This is a genomic window from Geodermatophilus obscurus, assembly GCF_900115395.1.
GTDB classification, from domain to species: Bacteria; Actinomycetota; Actinomycetes; order Mycobacteriales; family Geodermatophilaceae; genus Geodermatophilus; species Geodermatophilus obscurus_B.
On record NZ_FOWE01000003.1, the window covers coordinates 1 to 20,066 of the forward strand.

Genomic DNA, 20,066 nt, shown 5'->3' on the forward strand with positions numbered 1-20,066 from the left:
ACGTCGTGAGACAGTTCGGTCCCTATCCGCCGCGCGCGTAAGAGACTTGAGAAGAGCTGTCCCTAGTACGAGAGGACCGGGACGGACGAACCTCTGGTGTGCCAGTTGTACCGCCAGGTGCACTGCTGGTTGGCTACGTTCGGCAGGGATAACCGCTGAAAGCATCTAAGCGGGAAGCTCGCTTCGAGATGAGGTCTCTCACCCAGTCAATGGGGTAAGGCCCCCGCCCAGACCAGCGGGTTGATAGGCCGGAAGTGGAAGCACCGCAAGGTGTGTGAGCTGACCGGTACTAACAGGCCGAGGGCTTGACCACACACACTTATCCTGCCAACACGCAGGCCGAAGATGTGCTCGTGAGTACGACCACGCGTCCACTGTGCAGCTCTGAACGCACCCAACCCCCCCCCCCCACCCCACCCGCACACGTGCGGGCGCCGGGGTGGGGGCCGGCCGGGGTTCTGTTCACAGTGTTACGGCGGCCATGGCGAGAGGGAAACGCCCGGTACCATTCCGAACCCGGAAGCTAAGCCTCTCAGCGCCGATGGTACTGCCCTGGAGACGGGGTGGGAGAGTAGGACGCCGCCGGACAACCATTCCCAGAAGGGCCCTCACTCCCCGGTGAGGGCCCTTCTGCATTGTCCTCGCGGGACCTGTGCGGGTCCCCGGTTCCGTCGACCGGGGAGTGGCACCCGTCAGGGGACGACGCGGCGCAGGCCGGCGAAGGAGAGCGCCGCCGTCGTGAGCGCGAGCGCCACGGGGATCGTCACGGCGAGGGTGACCATCGACTGGTCGACCAGCCAGGAACCGACGTCGCCCCAGGCGCGGCGCCAGGACACGAGGATCGCCAGCCCGCCGGTGACGACGAGGGTCGCCACGGCCAGGCTCCACACCCCGGTCGGACCCCAGCGCTTCATCACCACGCCGATGGCCACGCCGAGGAACGTGGCCGCGAGCATGGGGGCGCCGGACACCAGCACCTGCAGGGCGGCGTTGTCGACGTCGAAGGACCCGGGTGCCCAGAAGTCGAGCCGGACCCCCCAGCCCCCGGTGGCGTCCTCGACGGACGTGAGGACGGACAGGGCGGCGCCGTAGGCGAGTGACGTCAGCAGCGCGGCCAGCGCGGTCCCCAGGTAGAAGGTGCGCCGGCTGAGGCTCATCCCCATGGCGAAGGGCATCAGGCCGGTCACCGACTGGATGAAGACGACGAGGACGGTGATGTAGAGCGAGAGGAGGCCACCGGTGAACGCTCCCGGGCTCTCCTCGCCGACCCCGACGGTGGCCCAGATGGCCAGGTTGATGACGAAGCTGAGCGTGACGATCCCCCAGGGGATGCCGACGATCATCAGCGGGTGCATGCCGTGCAGGCGGGCCGCCGCCAGGACTCGGTTCATCGGATGGCTCCCTCGTAGTCGGCGGACCGGCGGGCGGTGCGGGCGGCAGCGGCCGCCGCGGGGCTGGCGGCCGAGCGGGTGCTCAGGGCCACGACGAGCTGTTGGAGGGGGGTCCGCTCCACCGCGAGACCCGCGGCCGCCAGGTCGGCCGCGTCGACCGGCTGCCGGAGCCGGACCACCGCCCGCGTCGAGCCGCCGAGCCGGTCCTCGCTCAGGAGCTCGTGCTGCCGGCCCAGGGCCGCGATGCGGTCGGTCGGCCCGGTGACGGTGAGGGCGGAGGTGCGCAGCGTCTCGGCGTCGTCGTCGAGGAGGACCCGGCCGGCGTCGAGGAGCACGACGTGCTCGAGCAGCCCGCTGATCTCCTCGATGAGGTGCGTGGACAGGATGACCGTCCGGGGCTCCTCGGCGTAGTCGGCGATCAGCCGGTCGTAGAACAACTGCCGGGCGACGGCGTCGAGACCCAGGTAGGGCTCGTCGAACAGCGTCACCGGTGCCCGGGACGCCAGGCCGATCGTGATGCCGACGGCGGAGACCATGCCGCGGGAGAGCTTGTTCACCTGGCGACGGGCGGGCAGGTCGAAGTCGGCGACCAGCGAGCGCGCCAGGTCCTCGTCCCAGGAGGGGAAGAGGGTGGCCGCCGCGGCGAGGGCGTCACGGACGCGGAAGTGGTCGGGGTAGCGCTGGCCCTCCTTGACGAAGCAGATCCGCTGCAGCACGGCGTCGTCCTCGTGCGGGTCGGCGCCCAGGACCTCAACCCGGCCGCTCGTGGGCACCCGGTGGCCGGTGAGCAGCTGCATGAGCGTCGTCTTGCCGGCGCCGTTGCGGCCGAGCAGGCCGGTGATCGCGTCGGTGGCGAAGGCGGTGGTGACGCCGTCCAGGGCGGTGTGCTCGCGGTAGCGCATCGTCACGTCGGTGACGGTGGCGGCGGCGGTCATCGCTCGTCCTCCCAGCGGTCGATCATGGTGGCCAGCTCCCTGGTCGAGATGCCGAGCTTCTCCGCCTCGGCCATCAGGGGGCGGACGTACTGGTCGGCGAACTCGCTGCGGCGGCGCTTGAGCAGCTGCTCGCGGGCGCCCGTGGCGACGAACATCCCGACTCCTCGTCTCTTGTAGAGGACCCCGTCGGTGACCAGCTGGTTGAGGCCCTTGGCGGCGGTCGCGGGGTTGATGCGGTGAAAGGCGCTGAGCTCGTTCGACGAAGGCGCCTGGCTCTCCTCGGGGAGGGAGCCGTCGACGATCGCGTTCTCGATCTGGGCCGCGACCTGCCGGAAGATCGGCCCGGCGTCCTCGTTCACCCGGAGCCCCTGGACCGTGCGGGGCCCGAGTTCCTGGGTTCATTACTCATGTAGTGAACCCTAGAGGTGACCGCGTCTGGGCGTCAACCGCCGATACGGTGGCGCCGTGGACGACGCCGTCGAGCCCTTCACCGTCGAGCCCTTCGCCGTCGACGTGCCGGAGGAGGCGGTGGCCGACCTCCGCCGCCGGCTCCGTGGCACCCGCTGGCCCGAGACGGCGACCGTCGGGGACTGGTCGCAGGGAGTGCCGCTTCCATGGCTGCAGGAGGTCTGCCGGTACTGGGCCGAGGAGCACGACTGGTCCCGGGTGCAGGCGGAGCTCAACGCCTTCCCGCAGGTCACGACGGTCGTCGACGGGCTGCCCGTCCACCTGCTGCACGTCCGCTCACCGCACGCGGGCGCCCTCCCGCTGGTGCTGACGCACGGCTGGCCCGGCTCGGTCGTCGAGTTCCTCGGCCTGCTCGGCCCGCTCACCGACCCCGAGGACCCGAGGGACGCCTTCTCCGTCGTCGTCCCGTCGCTGCCGGGGTACGGCTGGAGCGGCAAGCCGGCCGCGCCCGGTTGGGGGCCCGCGCGGACCGCCGACGCCTGGGCCGAGGTGATGCGCCGGCTCGGGTACGAGCGGTTCGGTGCGCAGGGCGGGGACATCGGCTCGTTCGTCTCGGCCAACCTGGGCGCGCGGCACCCCGACCGGGTGGTCGGCGTGCACCTGAACATGGTGGTGACCGGCCCGCCGGAGGAGCAGACGGAGTTCGACGGGCGTGAGCAGCGGGCGCTGGACCGGCTCCGGGAGTTCCGGACCGACGGCTCGGCCTACAGCCACCAGCACCGCACCAGGCCGCAGACCCTCGGCTACGGGCTCACTGACTCCCCCGCCGGGCAGGCCGCGTGGATCCTGGAGAAGTTCGCCGCCTGGACCGACGGCGACCCGGTCGCCGCCATCGGCCTGGACCGGCTGCTCGACGACGTCTCGGTCTACTGGTTCACCGCGACGGCGACCTCGTCGGCGCGGATGTACTGGGAGATGGCGCGGGCGCCGCAGGAGCGCGAGCCGCGGGTGGACGTGCCCACCGGCGTCTCCCTGTTCCCGCACGAGATCTTCCAGCCACCGCGCGCGTGGGTCGAGCGCCAACTCACTGATCTGCGCACCTGGCGCGAGCACGACGGCGGCGGGCACTTCGCGGCGCTGGAGCGGCCGGCCGAGCTGGTGGCCGACGTCCGGGAGTTCTTCCGGCCGCTGCGGTAACCGACGCGACACATCCGGCGGCTAGCGTCCGGACCCCGACCCCCGGAGGACGACCGCGTGCACCTCTCCCCGCACGAGCAGGAGCGCCTGCTGCTCTCCTACGCCGCCGAGCTGGCCCGGCGACGGCGGGCGCGGGGACTGCGGCTGAACCTCCCGGAGGCGACGGCGGTCGTCACCGACCACGTGCTGGAGGGCGCCCGCGACGGCGTCCCGGTGGTCGAGCTCATGCAGTCGGGCCGCACGGTCCTCACCCGCGACGACGTGATGGACGGCGTCCCCGAGCTGCTGGAGGAGGTGCAGGTGGAGGCGACCTTCCCGGACGGGACCAAGCTCGTGACGGTCCACCAGCCCATCCCGTGATCGTCCCGGGGGAGGTCGTCCCGGCCGACGGCGTCATCGAGACGCTGCCCGGCGCGCCGCGGATCGAGCTCGAGGTGACCAACACCGGCGACCGCCCGGTGCAGGTCGGCTCGCACCTGCACTTCGCCCAGGCCAACGGGGCGCTGGCCTTCGACCGGGACGCGGCGCGCGGCCTGCGGCTCGACGTCGCCGCCGGCACCGCCGTCCGCTTCGAGCCCGGGATCACCCGCACCGTGACGCTGGTGCCGCTGGGCGGCGCGCGCGTCGTCCCGGGGCTCACGGCCGAGGGCGGGCTGGGCTGATGGTCGAGCTGTCCCGTGAGCGCTACGCCCAGCTCTACGGCCCGACCACCGGCGACCGCGTCCGGCTGGCCGACACCGACCTGCTCATCGAGGTGGAGGAGGACCGCTGCGGCGGCCCCGGCCGGGCCGGGGAGGAGGCGGTGTTCGGCGGCGGCAAGGTGATCCGCGAGTCGATGGGCCAGGGGCGGGCCACCCGCGCCGAGGGTGCGCCCGACCTGGTGATCACCGGTGCCGTCGTCCTCGACCACTGGGGGGTCGTCAAGGCCGACGTCGGCGTCCGCGACGGGCGGATCGTGGCCCTGGGCAAGGCCGGCAACCCCGACACGATGGACGGCGTCCACCCGGACCTGGTCATCGGTCCCGGCACCGAGGTGATGGCCGGCAACGGCAGGATCCTCACCGCCGGCGGCGTCGACTGCCACGTCCACTTCATCTGCCCGCAGATCGTGCCGACGGCGCTCGGGTCGGGGGTCACCACGCTCATCGGCGGCGGCACCGGCCCGGCCGAGGGGTCGAAGGCCACCACGATCACCCCCGGCGACTGGTACCTGGCCCGGATGCTCGAGGCGATGGACCCGTGGCCGGTGAACGTCGCGCTGTTGGGCAAAGGCAACACCGTCTCGCACGAGTCGATGGAGGAGCAGCTCCGCGGCGGGGCCAGCGGCTTCAAGCTGCACGAGGACTGGGGCTCCACGCCCGCGGCGATCGACGCCTGCCTCACCGTGGCGGGGCGCCACGGCGTCCCGGTGGCCCTGCACTCCGACACCCTCAACGAGACCGGCTTCGTCGAGGACACCCTGGCCGCGATCGCCGGGCGGAGCATCCACGCGTACCACACCGAGGGTGCCGGGGGCGGTCACGCGCCGGACATCATCACCGTCGCCGGGCACCCGAACGTGCTGCCCAGCAGCACGAACCCGACCCGGCCGCACACGGTGAACACCCTCGACGAGCACCTCGACATGCTCATGGTCTGCCACCACCTCGACAGCTCCGTGCCCGAGGACCTCGCCTTCGCCGAGAGCCGCATCCGGCCGACGACGATCGCCGCCGAGGACCTGCTGCACGACATCGGCGCCATCTCGATGATCGGCTCGGACGCGCAGGCGATGGGCCGCGTGGGCGAGGTCGTCCTGCGGACCTGGCAGACGGCGCACGTGATGAAGCGCAAGCGCGGGTCGCTGGCCGGCGACGGGGCCGCGGACAACGCCCGCGCCCGCCGATACGTCGCGAAGTACACGATCTGCCCCGCGGTGGCGCACGGGATCGACGGCGAGGTCGGGTCGGTGGAGCCGGGCAAGCTCGCCGACCTGGTGCTGTGGGACCCGCGGTTCTTCGGCGTCCGCCCGCACGCGGTGCTCAAGGGAGGGGTCATCGCCTGGGCGCAGATGGGCGACGCCAACGCCTCCATCCCGACGCCGCAGCCGCAGCTGCCGCGGCCGATGTTCGGCGCGTACGGTCGCGTCCCCGCGCGGACGTCGCTGCACTTCGTCGCGCCCGCCGCGCTCGAGGGCGGGCTGGGCGACCGGGTCGCCGTCGACCGGCGACTCGCCGCGGTCACCGACACCAGCCGGCTGACCAAGGCCGACATGCCGGAGAACACCGCGCTGCCGGACATCCGCGTCGACCCCGACACCTTCACCGTGCGGGTGGACGGCGAGGTGTGGGAGCCCGAGCCGGTGCGCGAGCTGCCCATGGCCCAGCGCTACTTCCTCTTCTAGAGGGCACCTCTTCCGATGTCTTCAGCGCTGCTGACCCTGGCCGACTCGCGGCTGCCGGCCGGCGGGCACGCGCACTCCGGCGGCGTGGAGCAGGCGGTCGCGGCCGGCCTGGTGCACGACCCGGGGTCGCTGGCGGCCTTCCTGCTGCGCCGGCTGACGACCTCCGGGGCGGTCGCGGCCGGGTTGGCCTCGGCTGCGTGCCAGGGGGATGACCTGGCCCGCCTCGACGCGGAGGCCGACGCGCGGACGCCGTCTCCGGCGCTGCGGGCGGCGTCGCGGCAGCAGGGGCGCGGGCTGGTCCGGGTGGGCCGCCGCGCCTGGCCCTCGCCGCTGTGGGACGCGCTGCCGGCCGCGCCGCACCACCCGGTCGCGCTCGGCGTCGCCGCGGCGGCGGGTGGGCTGACGCCCCGGGACGCCGCCGCGGCGGCCGCCTACCTGTCGGTCAGCGGCCCGGCGACGGCGGCCCAGCGGCTGCTGGCGATGGACCCGCTCACGGTCGCCGCCGTGACCGCGCGCCTGGCACCCGACATCGACGCCGTCGCCGGGAACAGCACTCGTAGCGCTGATGGCTCCCTCCCCGCCGACACCGACCCGCTCCTCGACCTCCTCGCCGAGGTGCACTCCGCACGGAAGGACCGCTTCTTCGCCTCATGACCACCACCGGGAGTCCCCATGCCGCCTGACCACGACCTCGACGACTACGTGGACCCCTACGAGCACGGGCACCGGCACGGCGGGCCGCTGCGCGTGGGCCTCGGTGGTCCCGTCGGCTCGGGGAAGACGGCCCTGGCCGCGGCGCTGTGCCGCACGCTCGGCACCGAGTACGACCTCGCCGTCGTCACCAACGACATCTACACGACCGAGGACGCCGACTTCCTGCGCCGCAACGCCATCCTCCCCGACGACCGGATCGAGGCGGTGCAGACCGGCTGCTGCCCGCACACCGCCATCCGCGACGACATCACCGCCAACCTCGACGCCGTCGAGCTGCTCGAGGCGCGCCATCCCGGCCTGGAGCTGGTGTTCGTCGAGTCCGGCGGGGACAACCTGACGGCGAGCTTCAGCTACGGGCTGGTCGACGTGCAGGTGTTCGTCGTCGACGTCGCCGGCGGGGACAAGGTGCCGCGCAAGGGCGGGCCGGGGGTGACCGCGTCGGACCTGCTGGTGGTGAACAAGACCGACCTCGCGCCGCTGGTGGGCGCCGACCTCGACGTCATGCGGCGGGACTCCGCCACGGTCCGCGGGGAGAAGCCGACCCTGCTGATCTCGCTGCGCGAGGACCCGGCCGCCACCGAGGTGGCCGAGTGGGTCCGCGCGCAGGTGCGGGCGCGCCGGCTGCAGCAGGCGTGAGGACGCGGGTCGAGGTCGTCGCGCGACGGGGGCCCGGCGGCCGCACCGTGCTGCCGGTGGTCCGCGCGAGCGGGCAGCTGGCGGTGCGGCGCACGGGCCCGGCGTCGGTGCACCTGGTGGCGACGGCGTTCGGCCCGCTGGGCGGTGACGACGCCGAGGTCCGGCTCGTGGTCGAGGAGGGCGCCGTGCTGGCGGTGCGGTCGGTGGCCGCCGCCGTGGCGCTGCCCGCCCGGGACGGCGACCGCCCGTCGGTGCAGCGGGTCCTCGCCGAGGTGGCGGGGTCGCTGGACCTGCGCCCGGAGCCCACCGTGGTGGTACGCGGCGCGCACCACCGGGTCTCGGTCACCGCGGTCCTCGCGCCCGGCGCCGTCCTCACCGCCGCCGAGCAGGTGCTGCTCGGCCGCAGCGGCGAGGAGCCCGGGCGCTGGACCGGCACCACGCGGGTGGTCGTCGACGGCCGCCCGCTGCTGCACACGACCGTCGGTCTCGGCCCGGGTGCGCCGGCCTGGCTGCCGCCGGTCGCGCCGCGCGCCTACGCGTCCACGGTGCACGTCGGGCAGGCTGCGGGGGTGCTGACCGCCGACGACGCCGTCCGCCTGCCGCTGGAGAACGGCTGGGTGGCCACCGCGTGGGGGACCGAGCTGCACTCCGTCGTGCGAGCGGTCGAGGCGGTCGCGTGACCCTCGTCGTCCGCGCCCGGCGGGTGGTGCTGCCCGACGGCGAGCGCGCCGCGGCCGTGCACACCGCCGGCGGCGTCGTCACCGCGGTCACCGGCTTCGACGACGTCCCGGCCAGCGCGGTCACCCTCGCCGACGACGAGGTGCTGCTGCCCGGCCTGGTCGACAGCCACGTGCACGTCAACGAGCCGGGACGCACCGAGTGGGAGGGCTTCGCCACCGCCACGCGGGCCGCGGCCGCCGGAGGGATCACCACCATCGTGGACATGCCGCTGAACTCGGTGCCGGCCACGACCACGGTCGAGGCGCTGCGGGTCAAGCGGGAGGCCGCCGCCGGGCAGGTCGCCGTCGACGTGGCGTTCTGGGGCGGCGCGGTGCCCGGCAACGCCGGCCAGCTGCGGCCGATGCACGAGGCCGGTGTCGTCGGGTTCAAGTGCTTCCTGCTCGACTCCGGCGTCCCGGAGTTCCCGCCGCTCGACGACGCCGGGCTGCGGGCCGCGCTGGCGGAGCTGGCGACGTTCGACGGGCTGCTCATCGCGCACGCCGAGGACGAGCAGGTCATCGACGCGGCGCCGGAGCCGTCGGGCGCGAGCTACGCGGCGTTCCTCGCCTCGCGGCCGCCGGCGGCGGAGGAGACGGCGATCGGCCGGCTGGTGGCCGCCACCCGGGACACCGGCGCGCGCAGCCACGTCGTCCACCTGGCCGACGGCGACGCGCTGCCGCTGCTGCGGGCCGCGCGGGCGTCCGGCGTGCGCGTGACCGTCGAGACCTGCCCGCACTACCTGACCTTCGCCGCCGAGGACGTGCCCGACGGCGACACCGCGTTCAAGTGCTGCCCGCCGATCCGGGAAGCGGTGCATCGGGAGGCGCTGTGGGAGGCGCTGCGGGTCGGCGACGTCGACCTGGTGGTCAGCGACCACTCGCCGTGCACGCCGGAGCTCAAGCGGCTCGACGTCGGCGACTTCGGCCTGGCCTGGGGCGGGATCGCGGGGCTGCAGGTGGCGCTGCCCGCGGTGTGGACGGGCGCGCGGGCGCGCGGGCTGCCGCTGGCGCAGGTGATGGGGTGGATGTCGGCGGCCCCGGCACTGCTGGCGGGGCTGCCGGGCAAGGGGGCGATCGCCGTCGGGCGGGACGCCGACCTGGTGGCCTTCGCGCCCGACGAGCGGTTCACCGTCGGCCGGCTCGAGCACCGCAACCCGGTGACGCCCTACGCGGGACGGGAGCTGACCGGCGTCGTCCGGCGGACGTGGCTGCGCGGGCGGGAGGCCGACGGCAGCCCCCTCGGCCGGCTGCTCGACCGAGGGGGCCGGTGACCGGCTGGAACGGCCCGCCTGCAGGAGCCCGCCGCGAGCCTGCGAGCGGTGGGGGCAGGCGGGTCCTCCTACTGCTCGCCCTCTTCCCGGGCTGCCTCGTCCATGATCTTCGGGTCGTCCATGGAGCCGCCGGCGGGGTCGGCGTTGCCCAGCGCGGTCTCGGCGGGCATCTGCTGGATGTGCTGGCGGGCGCGCTCGCGCAGGTCGTCGGTCGGTTCGGACACGGGTCCTCCTCGGGTGCGGCGTGAGACGTGGGGCCCCTACCCCGGGCGTGCGAGAGTGACCCCCGCCGACTCCGGAGGAGACCCGTGACCGACCCGTTCGACCTGCCCGACCTCGCCGTCCGTACCCAGGGCGGTGCGGTGGTGGCGGCCAACGACGAGTTCTTCGCCGGCAAGGAGAACCTGGTCCTGCCGGGGCCGGCGCGGGCGCGGGACGACTTCGGCGCGCGCGGCAAGGAGTACGACGGCTGGGAGACCCGGCGCCGCCGCGAGCCCGGCTCCGACTGGGCGGTCGTGCGGCTCGGGATGCCGGGCGTCGTGCACGCGGTCGTCGTCGACACCGCGTTCTTCCTCGGCAACTACCCGCCGCGCGCGTCGCTGGAGGGGGCGGTGGTGGAGGGCCACCCGCCGGCGCCCGCGCTGCCCGACGCCGACTGGGTGCCGCTGCTGCCGCTGTCGGACCTGGTCGGCGGCACGGCGAACCGCTTCCCCGTCGAGCCGGGGCCGCGGGTGACCCACGTGCGGCTGTCCATCCACCCCGACGGCGGTGTGGCCCGGCTGCGGGTGCACGGCGAGGTGGTGCCCGACCCGCGGCTGCTCGACGCCGGCCCCTGCGACCTCGCCGCGCTGGAGAACGGCGGCCGGATCACCGGCGTGAGCAACGCCTTCTACGGCAGTCCGCACCAGCTCATCGGTCGCGGGGAGGCCCGCTCGATGGGCGAGGGCTGGGAGAACGCCCGCCGCCGTGACGACGGCAACGACTGGGTCGACGTCGCGCTGGCCTGCGAGGGGACCGTGACCCTCGCCGAGCTCGACACCTCGTGGTTCCTCGGCAACGCCCCCGGTGCGGCGTCGCTGACCGGGACGACGGCGGACGGCGACGAGGTGGAGCTGCTGGCCCGCACGCCGCTGCAGCCCGACACGCGGCACCGGTTCGTGCTGGCCGGGGACGCCGCCGTCACCCGGGTGCGGCTGGACGTCTTCCCCGACGGCGGCATGGCCCGGCTGCGGCTGTGGGGACGCCCCACCGAGGCCGGCCGCGCCGGGCTGCACCGCCGCTGGGAGGGGACCGCCTGAGCGTGCCGGACGCGATCGAGCTGGGCGCGGACGAGCTGCGGGAGATCGCGGGCTGGTCGGCCGCGTGCGCGGCGCGGGTGCTCCCGGTGTTCGAGGCGGCCGCGCCCACGGACCCGCGGCCGCGCGACGCCGTCGCCGCGGCCCGGGCCTACGCCGCGGGCGGACGGCGGACGGCCGCGCTCCGGCAGAGCTCGTGGGCGGCCTTCCGGGCGGCGCGCGAGACCCCCGGCCCGGCCGCGGCCGAGGCGGCACGGGCGGCGAGCCTCGCGGCGGCGGCCGCCTTCCTGCACCCGCTGGCCAGCGCCCACCAGGTGCGGCACGTGCTGGGTGCGGCCGCGCATGCCGCCCGGGCGGAGGAGCTGGCGGGCGTTCCCGCGGGAACGCCGGAGTGGGCGCGGGGACACGCGCCGCCGGCGGTCGCCGCGGTGCTCCGCCGGCTCCCCGCGGCTCCGACGGGCGGGGGCCGGGTCGGCGAGCTCGTCCGCGACCTCGACGCCGCGCTGCACGCCGGGGAGACGTTCCCGCGGGAACGCCCGGGGTGACCCGCTGAGCAGCGGGTAGGCCCCGCGCATGGCGACGATCGCGATCACCGGCTCCACCGACGGCATCGGCCGCGCGGCCGCGCGGCAGCTGCTGGCCGGCGGGCACACCGTCGTCCTGCACGCCCGCAGCGAGGCCCGCGGCGCGCCGGTCGCCGAGGAGCTCGGCCGGCTGGGCGACGTCCGGCTGGTCACCGGCGACCTGGCCGACCTCGACGAGGTCCGGTCCCTGGCCGACCGGCTGGGGGAGCCGGACGTCCTGGTGCACAACGCGGGCGTGTGGCCGCCGGAGGGGGCGCCGCCCAGCCGGCAGGGTCACGAGCTCGCGTTCGCCGTCAACGCCCTCGCCCCGCACCTGCTCACCGCGCTGCTGCACGGACGGGTCCGCGAGCGCCTGGTCTTCCTCGGCAGCGGCATGGTCGGCTCGGGACGTGTCGACCCCGACGACCTCGGCACCCCACGGCCGTCGCGGCGCGCGTACGCCGACTCCAAGGCACTCGACGTCGTCCTGGCCCTCGGCTGGGCCCGCCGCCTGCCGCACCTGCGCGTCGGCGCGGTCGACCCGGGCTGGGTGCGCACCAAGCTGGCCTCCCCGGGCGCACCGGGCGACGTCGAGGACGGCGGCAGGCGGGTCGCGCACGCGGCGGCCGGCGACTGGACCGGCGGCTACACCGCGGGCAGCCGTCCGGCGCGGACGCCGCGCGCGCTGGAGGACCCCGGCCTGCAGGACCGGGTCCTGACCGCGATGGACCGCTTGGCCGGGGTCGCGGCTACGTCCCCGTGACGTGCTCCGGGCGGACGGGCACGCGGGTGAGCGGCAGGCCGGTCGCCTGCCGGATGGCGGCCAGCACCGCCGGGCCGGAGGAGATGTTGGGCGCCTCGCCGACCCCGCGCAGCCCGTAGGGGGCGTGCGGGTCGGCGTACTCCAGGATCTCCACCCGCATCGGCGGCATGTCCAGCACCGTCGGGATGAGGTAGTCGGTGAACGACGGGTTCTGCACCCGGCCGTCGCGGACCAGGATCTCCTCCATCACCGCCAGCCCGAGCCCCTGCGCGGTGCCGCCCTGGATCTGCCCGATCACGGCCTGCGGGTTGATCGCCTTGCCGACGTCCTGGGTGCAGGCCATCTCCACGACCTTGACCAGCCCCAGCTCGACGTCGACGTCGACCACCGCCCGGTGCGCGGAGAACGCGTACTGCACGTGCGCGAAGCCCTGCCCGGTCTCGGGGTCGATCGACTCGGTGGGCCGGTGCCGCCACTCGACGGTCTCCTCGACGACCTCCTCGCCCAGGACGTCGGCCAGCGGCAGTGCGATGCCCTCGACGTCGGAGACGACCTTGCCGCCGTCGAGCCTCAGGTCGGCGACCGGCCGGCCGACGCCGCGCTGCGCGAGCTCGAGCACCTGCCCGCGGACCGCCTCGCAGGCGGCCTTGACCGCCCCGCCGGTGACGTAGGTCTGCCGGGACGCCGACGTGGAGCCGGCCGAGCCGACGGCGGTGTCCTTCGGGTGGACGACGACCTGCTCGACGCCGAGCTCGGTGCGCGCGATCTGCTGCTCGACGGTGACCAGGCCCTGCCCGACCTCGGCGGCCGCGGTGTGCACGGTCGCCACGGCCTCGCCGCCGACGACCTCCAGGCGCACCCGGGCGGTCGAGTAGTCGTCGAAGCCCTCCGAGAAGGCGACGTTCTTGTACGCGACGGCGTACCCGACGCCGCGCCGCACGCCCTCGCCGTGGGTGGTGTTGGAGACGCCGCCGGGCATGTCCCGCAGGTCGACGTCGTCGCCGGTGGGCACCGCCGGGGGCATCGGCATCGCCTCGAGCCGGCGGAGCAGCTCCACGACCGGCGCCGGGCTGTCGACGACCTGACCGGTGGGTGTGGTCGAGCCCTGCTCCATGGCGTTGCGGCAGCGCAGCTCGACCGGGTCCATGCCCAGCTCCGCGGCGAGGGCGTCCATCTGCGCCTCGTAGGCGAACGCCGTCTGCACCGACCCGAACCCGCGCATGGCGCCGCACGGGGGGTTGTTGGTGTACGCGCCGTAGCAGTCGACGTGCACGTTCGGGACGACGTAGGGGCCGATGCCCATCGTGCCGCCGTTGCCCACGACCGCCGGGGTGGAGGAGGCGTAGGCGCCGCCGTCGAAGTAGATCTCGGCCTTCACGTACACGAGGTCGCCGTCGCGGGTTGCGCCGTGCTCGTAGCGCATGGTCGCCGGGTGGCGGTGCACGTGGCCGAAGAAGGACTCCTCGCGGTTGTAGGACATCTTCACCGGCTTGCCGGTGTGCAGCGCCAGCAGGCAGGCGTGCACGTGCATCGACAGGTCCTCGCGGCCGCCGAAGGCCCCGCCCACGCCGGCGAGGGTCAGCCGCACCCGCTCGGGTGGGAGGGCCAGCGCCGCGCAGATCTGCCGCTGGTCGACGTGCAGCCACTGGGTGGCGACGTAGAGGTCGACGCCGCCGTCCTCACCCGGGACGGCGAGGCCGGACTCCGGGCCGAGGAAGGCCTGGTCCTGCATGCCGACCTCGTACTCGCCGACGACCACGACGTCGGCGGTGGGCGCGGGGGCGCCCCGGCGGACCTTGAGGTGGCGCACCAGGTTGCCGTGCGGGTGCAGGTCGGCGCTCTCCCGGCTCAGCTCCGTGACCTCGGCGGGGGAGTCGTGCACCTGGTTCCAGGTGGGGTGGCCGAGCGCGACGCGGGCGTCGGTGACCGGCTCCCAGACGTCGTAGTCGACGACGATCCGCGCCGCGGCCCGGCGGGCCGTGTCGGGGTGGTCGGCGGCTACCAGCGCCACCGGCTCGCCCTGGTAGCGGACGACGTCGAACGCCAGCACCGGCTGGTCGGCGAGCTCGAGGCCGTAGACCTTCTCGCCGGGGACGTCGTCGGAGGTGAGGACGGCGTGCACGCCCGGGACCGCCAGCGCGGGGCCGACGTCGATCGAGCGGATGCGGGCGTAGGGGTGCGGGCTGCGCAGCGTGACGCCCCACAGCATGTCGTCCATCCACAGGTCGCTGCCGTAGGCGAACTCGCCGCGGACCTTGAGGACGCCGTCGGGGCGCCGCGCGTCGTCGCCGATGCGGCCGCCGGGGCCGCCCACGGCTGACGGCGCGCCGGCGGGCGTGCGGGTGGGCGCGCTCACCGCGTGCCCCCCGGCTGCCGGGCGTCCCCCGCCATGCGGTCGGCGGCCAGCCGGACGGCGTCGAGGATCTTCTCGTAGCCGGTGCACCGGCAGAGGTTGCCGGCCAGCGCCTCGCGGATCTCGGGGTCGGTGGGCGTGCGGCCCTCGGCGAGCGAGCGGCTGACCAGGTCGTCGGTGGCCACCAGCAGGCCCGGCGTGCAGAAGCCGCACTGGACGGCGCCGGCCTCGAGGAAGGCCTCCTGCACCGGGTGCAGCTCGCCCGGCGGCGCCAGTCCCTCCACGGTGCCGATCTCGCGGCCCTCGGCCTGGCCGGCGGCGACCAGGCAGGCGCACACCGGGACGTCGTCGAGGTAGACGGTGCACGAGCCGCACTCGCCCTGCTCGCAGGCGTTCTTCGAGCCGGGCAGGCCCATGCGCTCGCGGAGGACGTAGAGCAGGCTCTCGCCCTCCCACACGTCGTCCACCTGCCGGGTCGTGCCGTTGACGGTGCAGGTCAGGCGCACGTCGGGTCTCCCTTCCGGTAGTCGAGCCAGGCCCAGGTCAGCGCGCGGCGGGCCATCACCGACAGCGCGTGGACGCGGTAGCGGGCGGTGCCGCGGACGTCGTCGATGGGGGCGGCCGCCGCGGCGACCAGCTCGCCGAAGCGGGCCGCGGTGGCGGCGGGCAGCTCGGCGCGGCTGTCCCACAGCCCGTCGAGCTCTCCGGCGAGGAACTCCTCGGCGGCGGGGGCACGGCGCGGCGTGGGCGCGGCCGACCCGATGCCGGTGCCGACGGCGCGGCGGGCCGGGTGCAGCGCCAGCCCGAACGCCGCGACGGCGATGACCATCGCGTTGCGGGTGCCGATCTTGCTGTACTGCTGCGGCCCGCTGGGCGGGGTGATCCGGACGGCGGCGATCAGCTCGTCGTCGGCCAGGGCGGAGCGCTTGACGCCCCGGTAGAACTCGGTCACCGGGATGGTGCGGGTGCCGCGGACCGAGGCCACCTCCACCTCGGCGCCGGCCGCCAGCAGCGCGGGGTGCGCGTCGCCGGCGGGGGAGGCGGTGGCCAGGTTGCCGCCGACGGTGCCGCGGTTGCGGATCTGCGGGGAACCGATGGTGCGGGCGGCCATCGCCAGCCCGGGCAGCCGGTCGCCGAGCTCGGTGATCACCCGCGCGTACGGCACGCCGGCGCCCAGCCGCACCGCGCCGTCGTCGGTGTCCCACTGCCGCAGGTCGGCGACCCGGGTGAGGTCGAGCAGCAGGGCCGGGCGCAGGCGGCCGAAGTTGATCCCGACCATGACGTCGGTGCCCCCGGCGATCGGGACGGCGTCGCGGTGGGCGGCCTTCGCCTCCAGCGCCTCCGCCCAGGTCGCGGGCTGCAGGAACTGCATGGTCACTCCTCGTCGGTGTGCGGGACGGTCACGGTATCCCCGGTTCGTCACAGGGGGGTTGCACGCCGCGTCGGGCCGGCGGTGGGCAGGATGCGGGGGTGGAGACCGCGGACCTGCTCGTGCACTCGGCCGACCTGCTCGCCACCGTCGACAAGGACCGGCGCGAGATCACCGGCGGGTGGGTCGCCGTCACCGGCGGGGTGGTGAGCGGGGTCGGCGGGCCCGGCGACCCGCGGCCGGCCGCCGCCCGGACGGTCGACGCCCGCGGCTGCCTGGTGACGCCGGGGCTGGTCAACACCCACCACCACCTGTACCAGAACCTGACCCGCTCCTTCGCCCCGGCGCTGACCGGCGGGCTGTTCGAGTGGCTGGTCACCCTCTACCCGCTGTGGGCGCGGCTGGACGAGGAGGCGGCGTACGTGTCGGCCTACGTCGGGCTCACCGAGCTCGCGCTGGCCGGCTGCACCACCTCCACCGACCACCTCTACGTGCACCCGCGCGGCGCCGGTGACCTCGTCGGCGCCGAGGTGCGGGCGGCGCAGGACCTCGGGGTGCGGTCGCACGTCACGCGCGGCTCGATGTCGCTGTCGGTCAAGGACGGCGGGCTGCCGCCGGACTCCGTCGTCCAGGACGACGACGAGATCCTGGCCGAGTCGCAGCGCCTGGTGGACGCCCACCACGACCGCTCGCCGCACGCGCTGACCCGCCTGGCGCTGGCCCCGTGCTCGCCGTTCAGCGTGTCGACCGAGCTGATGACCCGCACCGCGGAACTCGCCGAGCGGCTCGACGTCCGGCTGCACACCCACCTCGCCGAGACGCAGGACGAGGACGCCTTCTGCCTCGAGCGCTTCGGCCGCCGCCCGGTCGACTACCTCGCCGACGTCGGCTGGATGAGCGACCGGGTGTGGCTGGCGCACGTGGTGTGGCCCTCGCCCGAGGAGGTCACGCGCCTGGGCGCCGCGCGGGTCGGGGCGGCGCACTGCCCGTCGTCGAACATGGTGCTCGGCAGCGGGCTGGCGCCGGTGGCCGAGCTGCGCGCCGCCGGGGCGCCGGTGGGGCTGGGCGTGGACGGGTCGGCGTCGGCGGACTCGGCGTCGCTGTGGCTGGAGGCCCGCACGGCGATGCTGCAGGGCAAGCTGCGCCACGGCGCCGGCTCGTTCTCCGCCCGCGACGCCCTGGAGATCGCCACCCGCGGTGGCGCGGCCTGCCTCGGGCGCACCGGCGAGATCGGGCAGCTGTCGGTGGGGGCGTGCGGCGACCTGGCCGTCTGGCCGCTGACCGGGCCCGCGTTCGCCGGCGCGCTGTCGGACCCGGTGGAGGCGTGGCTGCGCTGCGGGCCGGTGGCGGCGCGGCACACCGTCGTCGGCGGGCGGTTCGTGGTGGAGGACGGCGTGCCGGTGCACCCCGGCCTCGACGAGCAGCTCGCCGTCCACCGGCGGGTGTCGCAGCGCGTGCAGGCGGCGCTGGTCGAGGCATAGGAGGCGATGCGCACGTACCGGCGGCGGATACGTGCGGAGAGCTTCCTGTGCCTGCCTCAGAGGGCGGCGGCGAGGGCCTCCAGCTCCTCGACGGTGCCGTCGACGTGCGGTGACACCCGCAGCACCGGCCCGGTCATCTCGCCCGGCGCCCGCTCGGGGCCGGCCGCGGTGGTGACGATGCCGTGCTCGGTGAGCAGCCGGGCGCGGGTGGCCACGACGTCGACACCGTCGGGCGGGCGCAGGGTCGTGGTGGCCGTGGGCTCGCCGACCGGCTCCACCACCCGCCAGCCCGCGGCGCCGTCGAGCACCTCCCGCCCCGCCCGGCCCAGCGCGGACAGCCGCTCGCGCACCCGCTGCGGGCCGGCGGCCAGGTGCTCCCCGACGGCGAGCACCAGCCCGACCCGGCCGGCCACGTGCGCCTCCCCACTCTCCAGCGCCCGCAGCGGCGGCAGACCGGCCGGGGCGGCCAGCGCGGGCACCAGCTGCGCGGCCACCGCCGGGCGCACGCACAGCACGCCGACCCCGCGCGGCCCGGCCAGCCACTTGCGGGAGGTCGAGTAGACGACGTCGGCGCCGAGGTCGACGTCGACGTGGCCCAGCGACTGGGCGGCGTCGAGCACCAGCGGCACCTCGGACGCCCGGCACAGCGCGACGACGTCGGCCGCCGGCTGGACCACGCCGCGGTGGCTGGCGACGTGGGTGAGGTGCACCAAGCGCGGCGGGTCGGCGGCCAGCGACCGCTCGAGCGCCTCGACGTCGGCCCGGCCGTCGCCGTCGACGGCCACCGGCTCGGGGACCAGGCCGGCGGCGCGCAGCATCGCCGCGTTGGGCGCGTACTCACCGGGCAGGCAGGTCACCCGTGACCCGGCGGGCAGCCGCCAGGCGGCGAGCAGCGTCGCCAGCGCGGCCTGCGCCGACTCGACGAAGGCGACGTCGGCCGCGGCCATGCCGACCAGGCCGCCGAGGACGCTGCGGCCCTGCTGCAGCAGGTCGCCGGCGGTCGCCTCGGCGACGTAGCCGCCGAGCTCGGCCTCGTGCCGCGCGTGGTGGGCGACCGCCTCCAGCACCCGGTTGCTCTGCCGGCTGCAGGCGGCGCTGTCGAGGTGCCGGCCGGCCGGGCGGGGGCGGGCGGCCCGCCAGGCGTCGGCGAGGTCGTCGTGCGGGAGGAGCCCCTGGTCGAGCGCGGTCACGCGGCCGACGCTACTCAGGTGTCGAGCAGCCCCCGGGCGACCGAGACGCCGGAGTGCGCCGGGTCGCCGTCGAGCGGCTCCACCGACACGTCGACCACGGGGTACTCGCCGAGGTCGAGCCCCTCGGGCAGCTCGAAGTCCTCGGTGCCGGCACGGACGACGCCGAGCGGGATCAGCCCGGACACCGACTCGTCGAGCAGCCACGCCTCGTAGTAGCCCTCCGCCGGGGCGTCGGCGGACAGCTCGACGCGCAGCACCCGCGTGCCGTCCTCCCGCTCGACGACCTCCGCGCTGCCGGAGGCGTCGCTGCCCTCCAGGGGGTCGAGCGCGGCGGCGGCCACGGGGACGCCGCCGTCGCCGTCGCCGCGGTCGGTCAGCAGGACGCCACCGGCGCCGATGCCGAGCCCGACCAGCGCCGCCGCGGCGGCGGGCAGCAGCCGGCTCCGGCGCGGCCGGAGCGGCACCACGGGGGCGAGCGGTGCGTCCGGCGCACTGGCGTCGGGCGGGGCGGTCATCGGCACGGGCAGGGCGTCGGGCACCGGGCCGGCCGGCGGGGCCGACGCGGCGACGACGTCCGGGCGGGGTGCGGTGACGACGCCGGTGGCCCCGGCGATGCCCGCCCACAGCCCCGGCGGGGGAGCGACCGGCGGACCGGGGTCGGCCAGCTCGGGGACGGCGAGCACGTCGACGGCGCGGCGCAACCGGGCCACGTCGGTCCGGCAGGTGGCGCAGCCGGCGAGGTGCGCGGCGGAGTCGCGGTCGAGCGGCTCCCGGAGGGCGGCCAGCCCGAGGTCCTCAGGCGTGCAGTGCGGCACCGTCCACCTCCAACCGGTCGCGCAGGCGCTCGAGGGTGCGCCGGATGTGGCTCTTGACCGTCCCCAGCGGCAGGCCGGTGCGCTCGGCGATCTGCGTGTGCGTGAGGTCGGCGAAGAAGGCCAGCTCGATGATGCCCCGCTGCGGCTGGCCCAGGCGGTCCAGCTCGCCGAGCAGCAGCACGCGGTCGGCGACGGCGGCGTCGACCGGGGCGGAGCCGCGCGCGGGCCCCGCCTGCGCATCGGCGATCGCGGCCTCGGTCGCGCGGCGCTGCTTGTCCCGCCGGGCCCAGGTGTCGGCGATCTTGTGGCGGCAGACGCCGGTCAGCCACGCCGGCAGCGGTCCCTGCTCGGGGCGGAAGCCCGCCCGCCCGGTCCAGGCGGAGACGAAGACCTGCTGGGTGACGTCCTCGGCGTCGGGGCCGGGACCGAACGCGCGCACCGCCATGCCGTGCACCCGGGCGGCGTAGCGCTCGTAGGCCCAGGCCAGCGCCTGCTCGTCGCCCGCGGCGAACCGGCGGCCGACCTCGTCGTCGTCGGGCTCGGCCGCGCCGGCAGGCACTGGCTCAGCCTCCGTCGTCACCCG

Annotated in this window: 22 protein-coding genes and 2 rRNA genes; 14 read left to right on the forward strand and 10 right to left on the reverse strand. The window is 75.6% G+C overall.

Annotated elements, in window-relative coordinates; genetic code table 11:
• Together BM165_RS06100 and rrf are read left to right on the forward strand one after the other, a co-directional pair.
• Positions 1 to 313: ribosomal RNA gene (locus tag BM165_RS06100) — 23S ribosomal RNA — on the forward strand; the annotation flags it as partial.
• Positions 314 to 471: 158 nt separating this feature from the next.
• Positions 472 to 588: ribosomal RNA gene (rrf, locus tag BM165_RS06105) — 5S ribosomal RNA — on the forward strand.
• 104 nt (positions 589 to 692) lie between these two features.
• Here the strand turns inward: rrf and BM165_RS06110 are convergent.
• The 3 genes from BM165_RS06110 to BM165_RS06120 are packed head-to-tail and all read right to left on the reverse strand — an operon-like array spanning position 693 to position 2,685.
• Positions 693 to 1,391 (reverse strand): hypothetical protein, encoded by a 699-nt coding sequence (locus tag BM165_RS06110; protein WP_075012681.1) that lies wholly within the window; start codon positions 1,389 to 1,391, stop codon positions 693 to 695.
• Entirely contained in the window at positions 1,388 to 2,326 is a 939-nt protein-coding gene (locus BM165_RS06115) for an ABC transporter ATP-binding protein (protein ID WP_075012682.1), read from the reverse strand. The genes BM165_RS06110 and BM165_RS06115 overlap by 4 nt, the downstream gene beginning before the upstream one ends.
• On the reverse strand, positions 2,323 to 2,685 hold the full coding sequence (locus BM165_RS06120; protein ID WP_075012683.1) for a GntR family transcriptional regulator: 363 nt from the start codon (positions 2,683 to 2,685) through the stop codon (positions 2,323 to 2,325). Before BM165_RS06120 ends, BM165_RS06115 begins: the two co-directional genes overlap by 4 nt.
• 106 nt (positions 2,686 to 2,791) lie before the next feature.
• Here BM165_RS06120 and BM165_RS06125 point away from each other — a divergent pair, with 106 nt between their 5' ends.
• From BM165_RS06125 to allB, 8 genes are read left to right on the forward strand one after another with little or no spacing between them, the layout of a single operon-like run.
• Positions 2,792 to 3,931: an epoxide hydrolase family protein gene (locus tag BM165_RS06125; RefSeq protein ID WP_075012684.1), complete on the forward strand. Its 1,140-nt coding sequence runs from the start codon at positions 2,792 to 2,794 to the stop codon at positions 3,929 to 3,931.
• 57 nt (positions 3,932 to 3,988) lie between these two features.
• Positions 3,989 to 4,291 carry an urease subunit gamma gene (locus BM165_RS06130; RefSeq protein ID WP_075012685.1) on the forward strand — a complete coding sequence of 101 codons (303 nt, stop codon included), beginning with the start codon at positions 3,989 to 3,991 and terminating at the stop codon, positions 4,289 to 4,291.
• Positions 4,288 to 4,593, forward strand: coding sequence for an urease subunit beta (locus tag BM165_RS06135; protein ID WP_244274086.1), 306 nt, complete (start codon positions 4,288 to 4,290; stop codon positions 4,591 to 4,593). The genes BM165_RS06130 and BM165_RS06135 overlap by 4 nt, the downstream gene beginning before the upstream one ends.
• Positions 4,593 to 6,314 carry an urease subunit alpha gene (locus BM165_RS06140; RefSeq protein WP_075012686.1) on the forward strand — a complete coding sequence of 574 codons (1,722 nt, stop codon included), beginning with the start codon at positions 4,593 to 4,595 and terminating at the stop codon, positions 6,312 to 6,314. Before BM165_RS06135 ends, BM165_RS06140 begins: the two co-directional genes overlap by 1 nt.
• A 15-nt stretch (positions 6,315 to 6,329) precedes the next feature.
• Positions 6,330 to 6,968: an urease accessory protein UreF gene (locus tag BM165_RS06145; RefSeq protein ID WP_075012687.1), complete on the forward strand. Its 639-nt coding sequence runs from the start codon at positions 6,330 to 6,332 to the stop codon at positions 6,966 to 6,968.
• A gap of 18 nt (positions 6,969 to 6,986) precedes the next feature.
• Positions 6,987 to 7,664: an urease accessory protein UreG gene (ureG, locus tag BM165_RS06150; protein ID WP_075012688.1), complete on the forward strand. Its 678-nt coding sequence runs from the start codon at positions 6,987 to 6,989 to the stop codon at positions 7,662 to 7,664.
• Positions 7,661 to 8,344, forward strand: a complete 684-nt coding sequence (locus tag BM165_RS06155) for an urease accessory protein UreD (protein ID WP_075012689.1) — start codon at positions 7,661 to 7,663, stop codon at positions 8,342 to 8,344. Before ureG ends, BM165_RS06155 begins: the two co-directional genes overlap by 4 nt.
• Complete coding sequence (gene allB, locus BM165_RS06160) at positions 8,341 to 9,654, forward strand: allantoinase AllB (protein WP_075012690.1); 1,314 nt, start codon at positions 8,341 to 8,343, stop codon at positions 9,652 to 9,654. Before BM165_RS06155 ends, allB begins: the two co-directional genes overlap by 4 nt.
• 68 nt (positions 9,655 to 9,722) lie before the next feature.
• On the opposite strand, the gene BM165_RS24655 is transcribed toward allB, so the two are convergent.
• Entirely contained in the window at positions 9,723 to 9,878 is a 156-nt protein-coding gene (locus tag BM165_RS24655; protein ID WP_177225126.1) for a hypothetical protein, read from the reverse strand.
• Between the two features lie 84 nt (positions 9,879 to 9,962).
• On the opposite strand from BM165_RS24655, the gene alc reads away from it, so the two are divergent.
• From alc to BM165_RS06175, 3 genes are read left to right on the forward strand one after another with little or no spacing between them, the layout of a single operon-like run.
• On the forward strand, positions 9,963 to 10,952 hold the full coding sequence (gene alc, locus BM165_RS06165; RefSeq protein ID WP_075012691.1) for an allantoicase: 990 nt from the start codon (positions 9,963 to 9,965) through the stop codon (positions 10,950 to 10,952).
• 2 nt (positions 10,953 to 10,954) lie between these two features.
• Positions 10,955 to 11,494, forward strand: a complete 540-nt coding sequence (locus BM165_RS06170) for a putative immunity protein (protein WP_075012692.1) — start codon at positions 10,955 to 10,957, stop codon at positions 11,492 to 11,494.
• A 28-nt stretch (positions 11,495 to 11,522) separates the two neighbouring features.
• A complete protein-coding gene (locus tag BM165_RS06175; RefSeq protein WP_075012693.1) occupies positions 11,523 to 12,275 on the forward strand; it encodes an SDR family NAD(P)-dependent oxidoreductase in 753 nt (250 codons plus the stop codon).
• Here the strand turns inward: BM165_RS06175 and pucD are convergent.
• From pucD to BM165_RS06190, 3 genes are read right to left on the reverse strand one after another with little or no spacing between them, the layout of a single operon-like run.
• The gene (pucD, locus tag BM165_RS06180) at positions 12,262 to 14,631 is read right to left on the reverse strand and encodes a xanthine dehydrogenase subunit D (RefSeq protein ID WP_083427113.1); all 2,370 of its coding nucleotides are present in this window, start codon (positions 14,629 to 14,631) and stop codon (positions 12,262 to 12,264) included. The two genes, BM165_RS06175 and pucD, sit on opposite strands and share 14 nt — an antisense overlap.
• Positions 14,628 to 15,134, reverse strand: coding sequence for a (2Fe-2S)-binding protein (locus BM165_RS06185; protein ID WP_075012694.1), 507 nt, complete (start codon positions 15,132 to 15,134; stop codon positions 14,628 to 14,630). The genes pucD and BM165_RS06185 overlap by 4 nt, the downstream gene beginning before the upstream one ends.
• A complete protein-coding gene (locus BM165_RS06190) occupies positions 15,125 to 16,000 on the reverse strand; it encodes an FAD binding domain-containing protein (RefSeq protein WP_075012695.1) in 876 nt (291 codons plus the stop codon). The genes BM165_RS06185 and BM165_RS06190 overlap by 10 nt, the downstream gene beginning before the upstream one ends.
• A gap of 98 nt (positions 16,001 to 16,098) precedes the next feature.
• Here BM165_RS06190 and BM165_RS06195 point away from each other — a divergent pair, with 98 nt between their 5' ends.
• Positions 16,099 to 17,478, forward strand: a complete 1,380-nt coding sequence (locus BM165_RS06195; RefSeq protein WP_075012696.1) for an 8-oxoguanine deaminase — start codon at positions 16,099 to 16,101, stop codon at positions 17,476 to 17,478.
• 56 nt (positions 17,479 to 17,534) lie between these two features.
• Here BM165_RS06195 and egtE read toward each other — a convergent pair whose 3' ends face one another.
• From egtE to BM165_RS06210, 3 genes are read right to left on the reverse strand one after another with little or no spacing between them, the layout of a single operon-like run.
• On the reverse strand, positions 17,535 to 18,668 hold the full coding sequence (gene egtE, locus BM165_RS06200) for an ergothioneine biosynthesis PLP-dependent enzyme EgtE (RefSeq protein WP_075012697.1): 1,134 nt from the start codon (positions 18,666 to 18,668) through the stop codon (positions 17,535 to 17,537).
• Positions 18,669 to 18,682: 14 nt separating this feature from the next.
• Positions 18,683 to 19,483: an anti-sigma factor gene (locus tag BM165_RS06205; RefSeq protein WP_075012698.1), complete on the reverse strand. Its 801-nt coding sequence runs from the start codon at positions 19,481 to 19,483 to the stop codon at positions 18,683 to 18,685.
• Positions 19,464 to 20,042, reverse strand: coding sequence for an RNA polymerase sigma factor (locus BM165_RS06210; RefSeq protein ID WP_244274087.1), 579 nt, complete (start codon positions 20,040 to 20,042; stop codon positions 19,464 to 19,466). Before BM165_RS06210 ends, BM165_RS06205 begins: the two co-directional genes overlap by 20 nt.
• Positions 20,043 to 20,066 lie beyond the last annotated feature (24 nt).

What these genes read in the sequence shown, in the direction of transcription:
- BM165_RS06110 (WP_075012681.1), bottom strand. Translation starts at nt 1,391, where the DNA reads ATGAACCGAGTCCTGGCGGCGGCCCGCCTGCACGGCATGCACCCGCTG.
- BM165_RS06115 (WP_075012682.1), bottom strand. Translation starts at nt 2,326, where the DNA reads ATGACCGCCGCCGCCACCGTCACCGACGTGACGATGCGCTACCGCGAG.
- BM165_RS06140 (WP_075012686.1), top strand. Translation starts at nt 4,593, where the DNA reads ATGGTCGAGCTGTCCCGTGAGCGCTACGCCCAGCTCTACGGCCCGACC.
- BM165_RS06145 (WP_075012687.1), top strand. Translation starts at nt 6,330, where the DNA reads ATGTCTTCAGCGCTGCTGACCCTGGCCGACTCGCGGCTGCCGGCCGGC.
- ureG (WP_075012688.1), top strand. Translation starts at nt 6,987, where the DNA reads ATGCCGCCTGACCACGACCTCGACGACTACGTGGACCCCTACGAGCAC.
- BM165_RS06175 (WP_075012693.1), top strand. Translation starts at nt 11,523, where the DNA reads ATGGCGACGATCGCGATCACCGGCTCCACCGACGGCATCGGCCGCGCG.
- BM165_RS06190 (WP_075012695.1), bottom strand. Translation starts at nt 16,000, where the DNA reads ATGCAGTTCCTGCAGCCCGCGACCTGGGCGGAGGCGCTGGAGGCGAAG.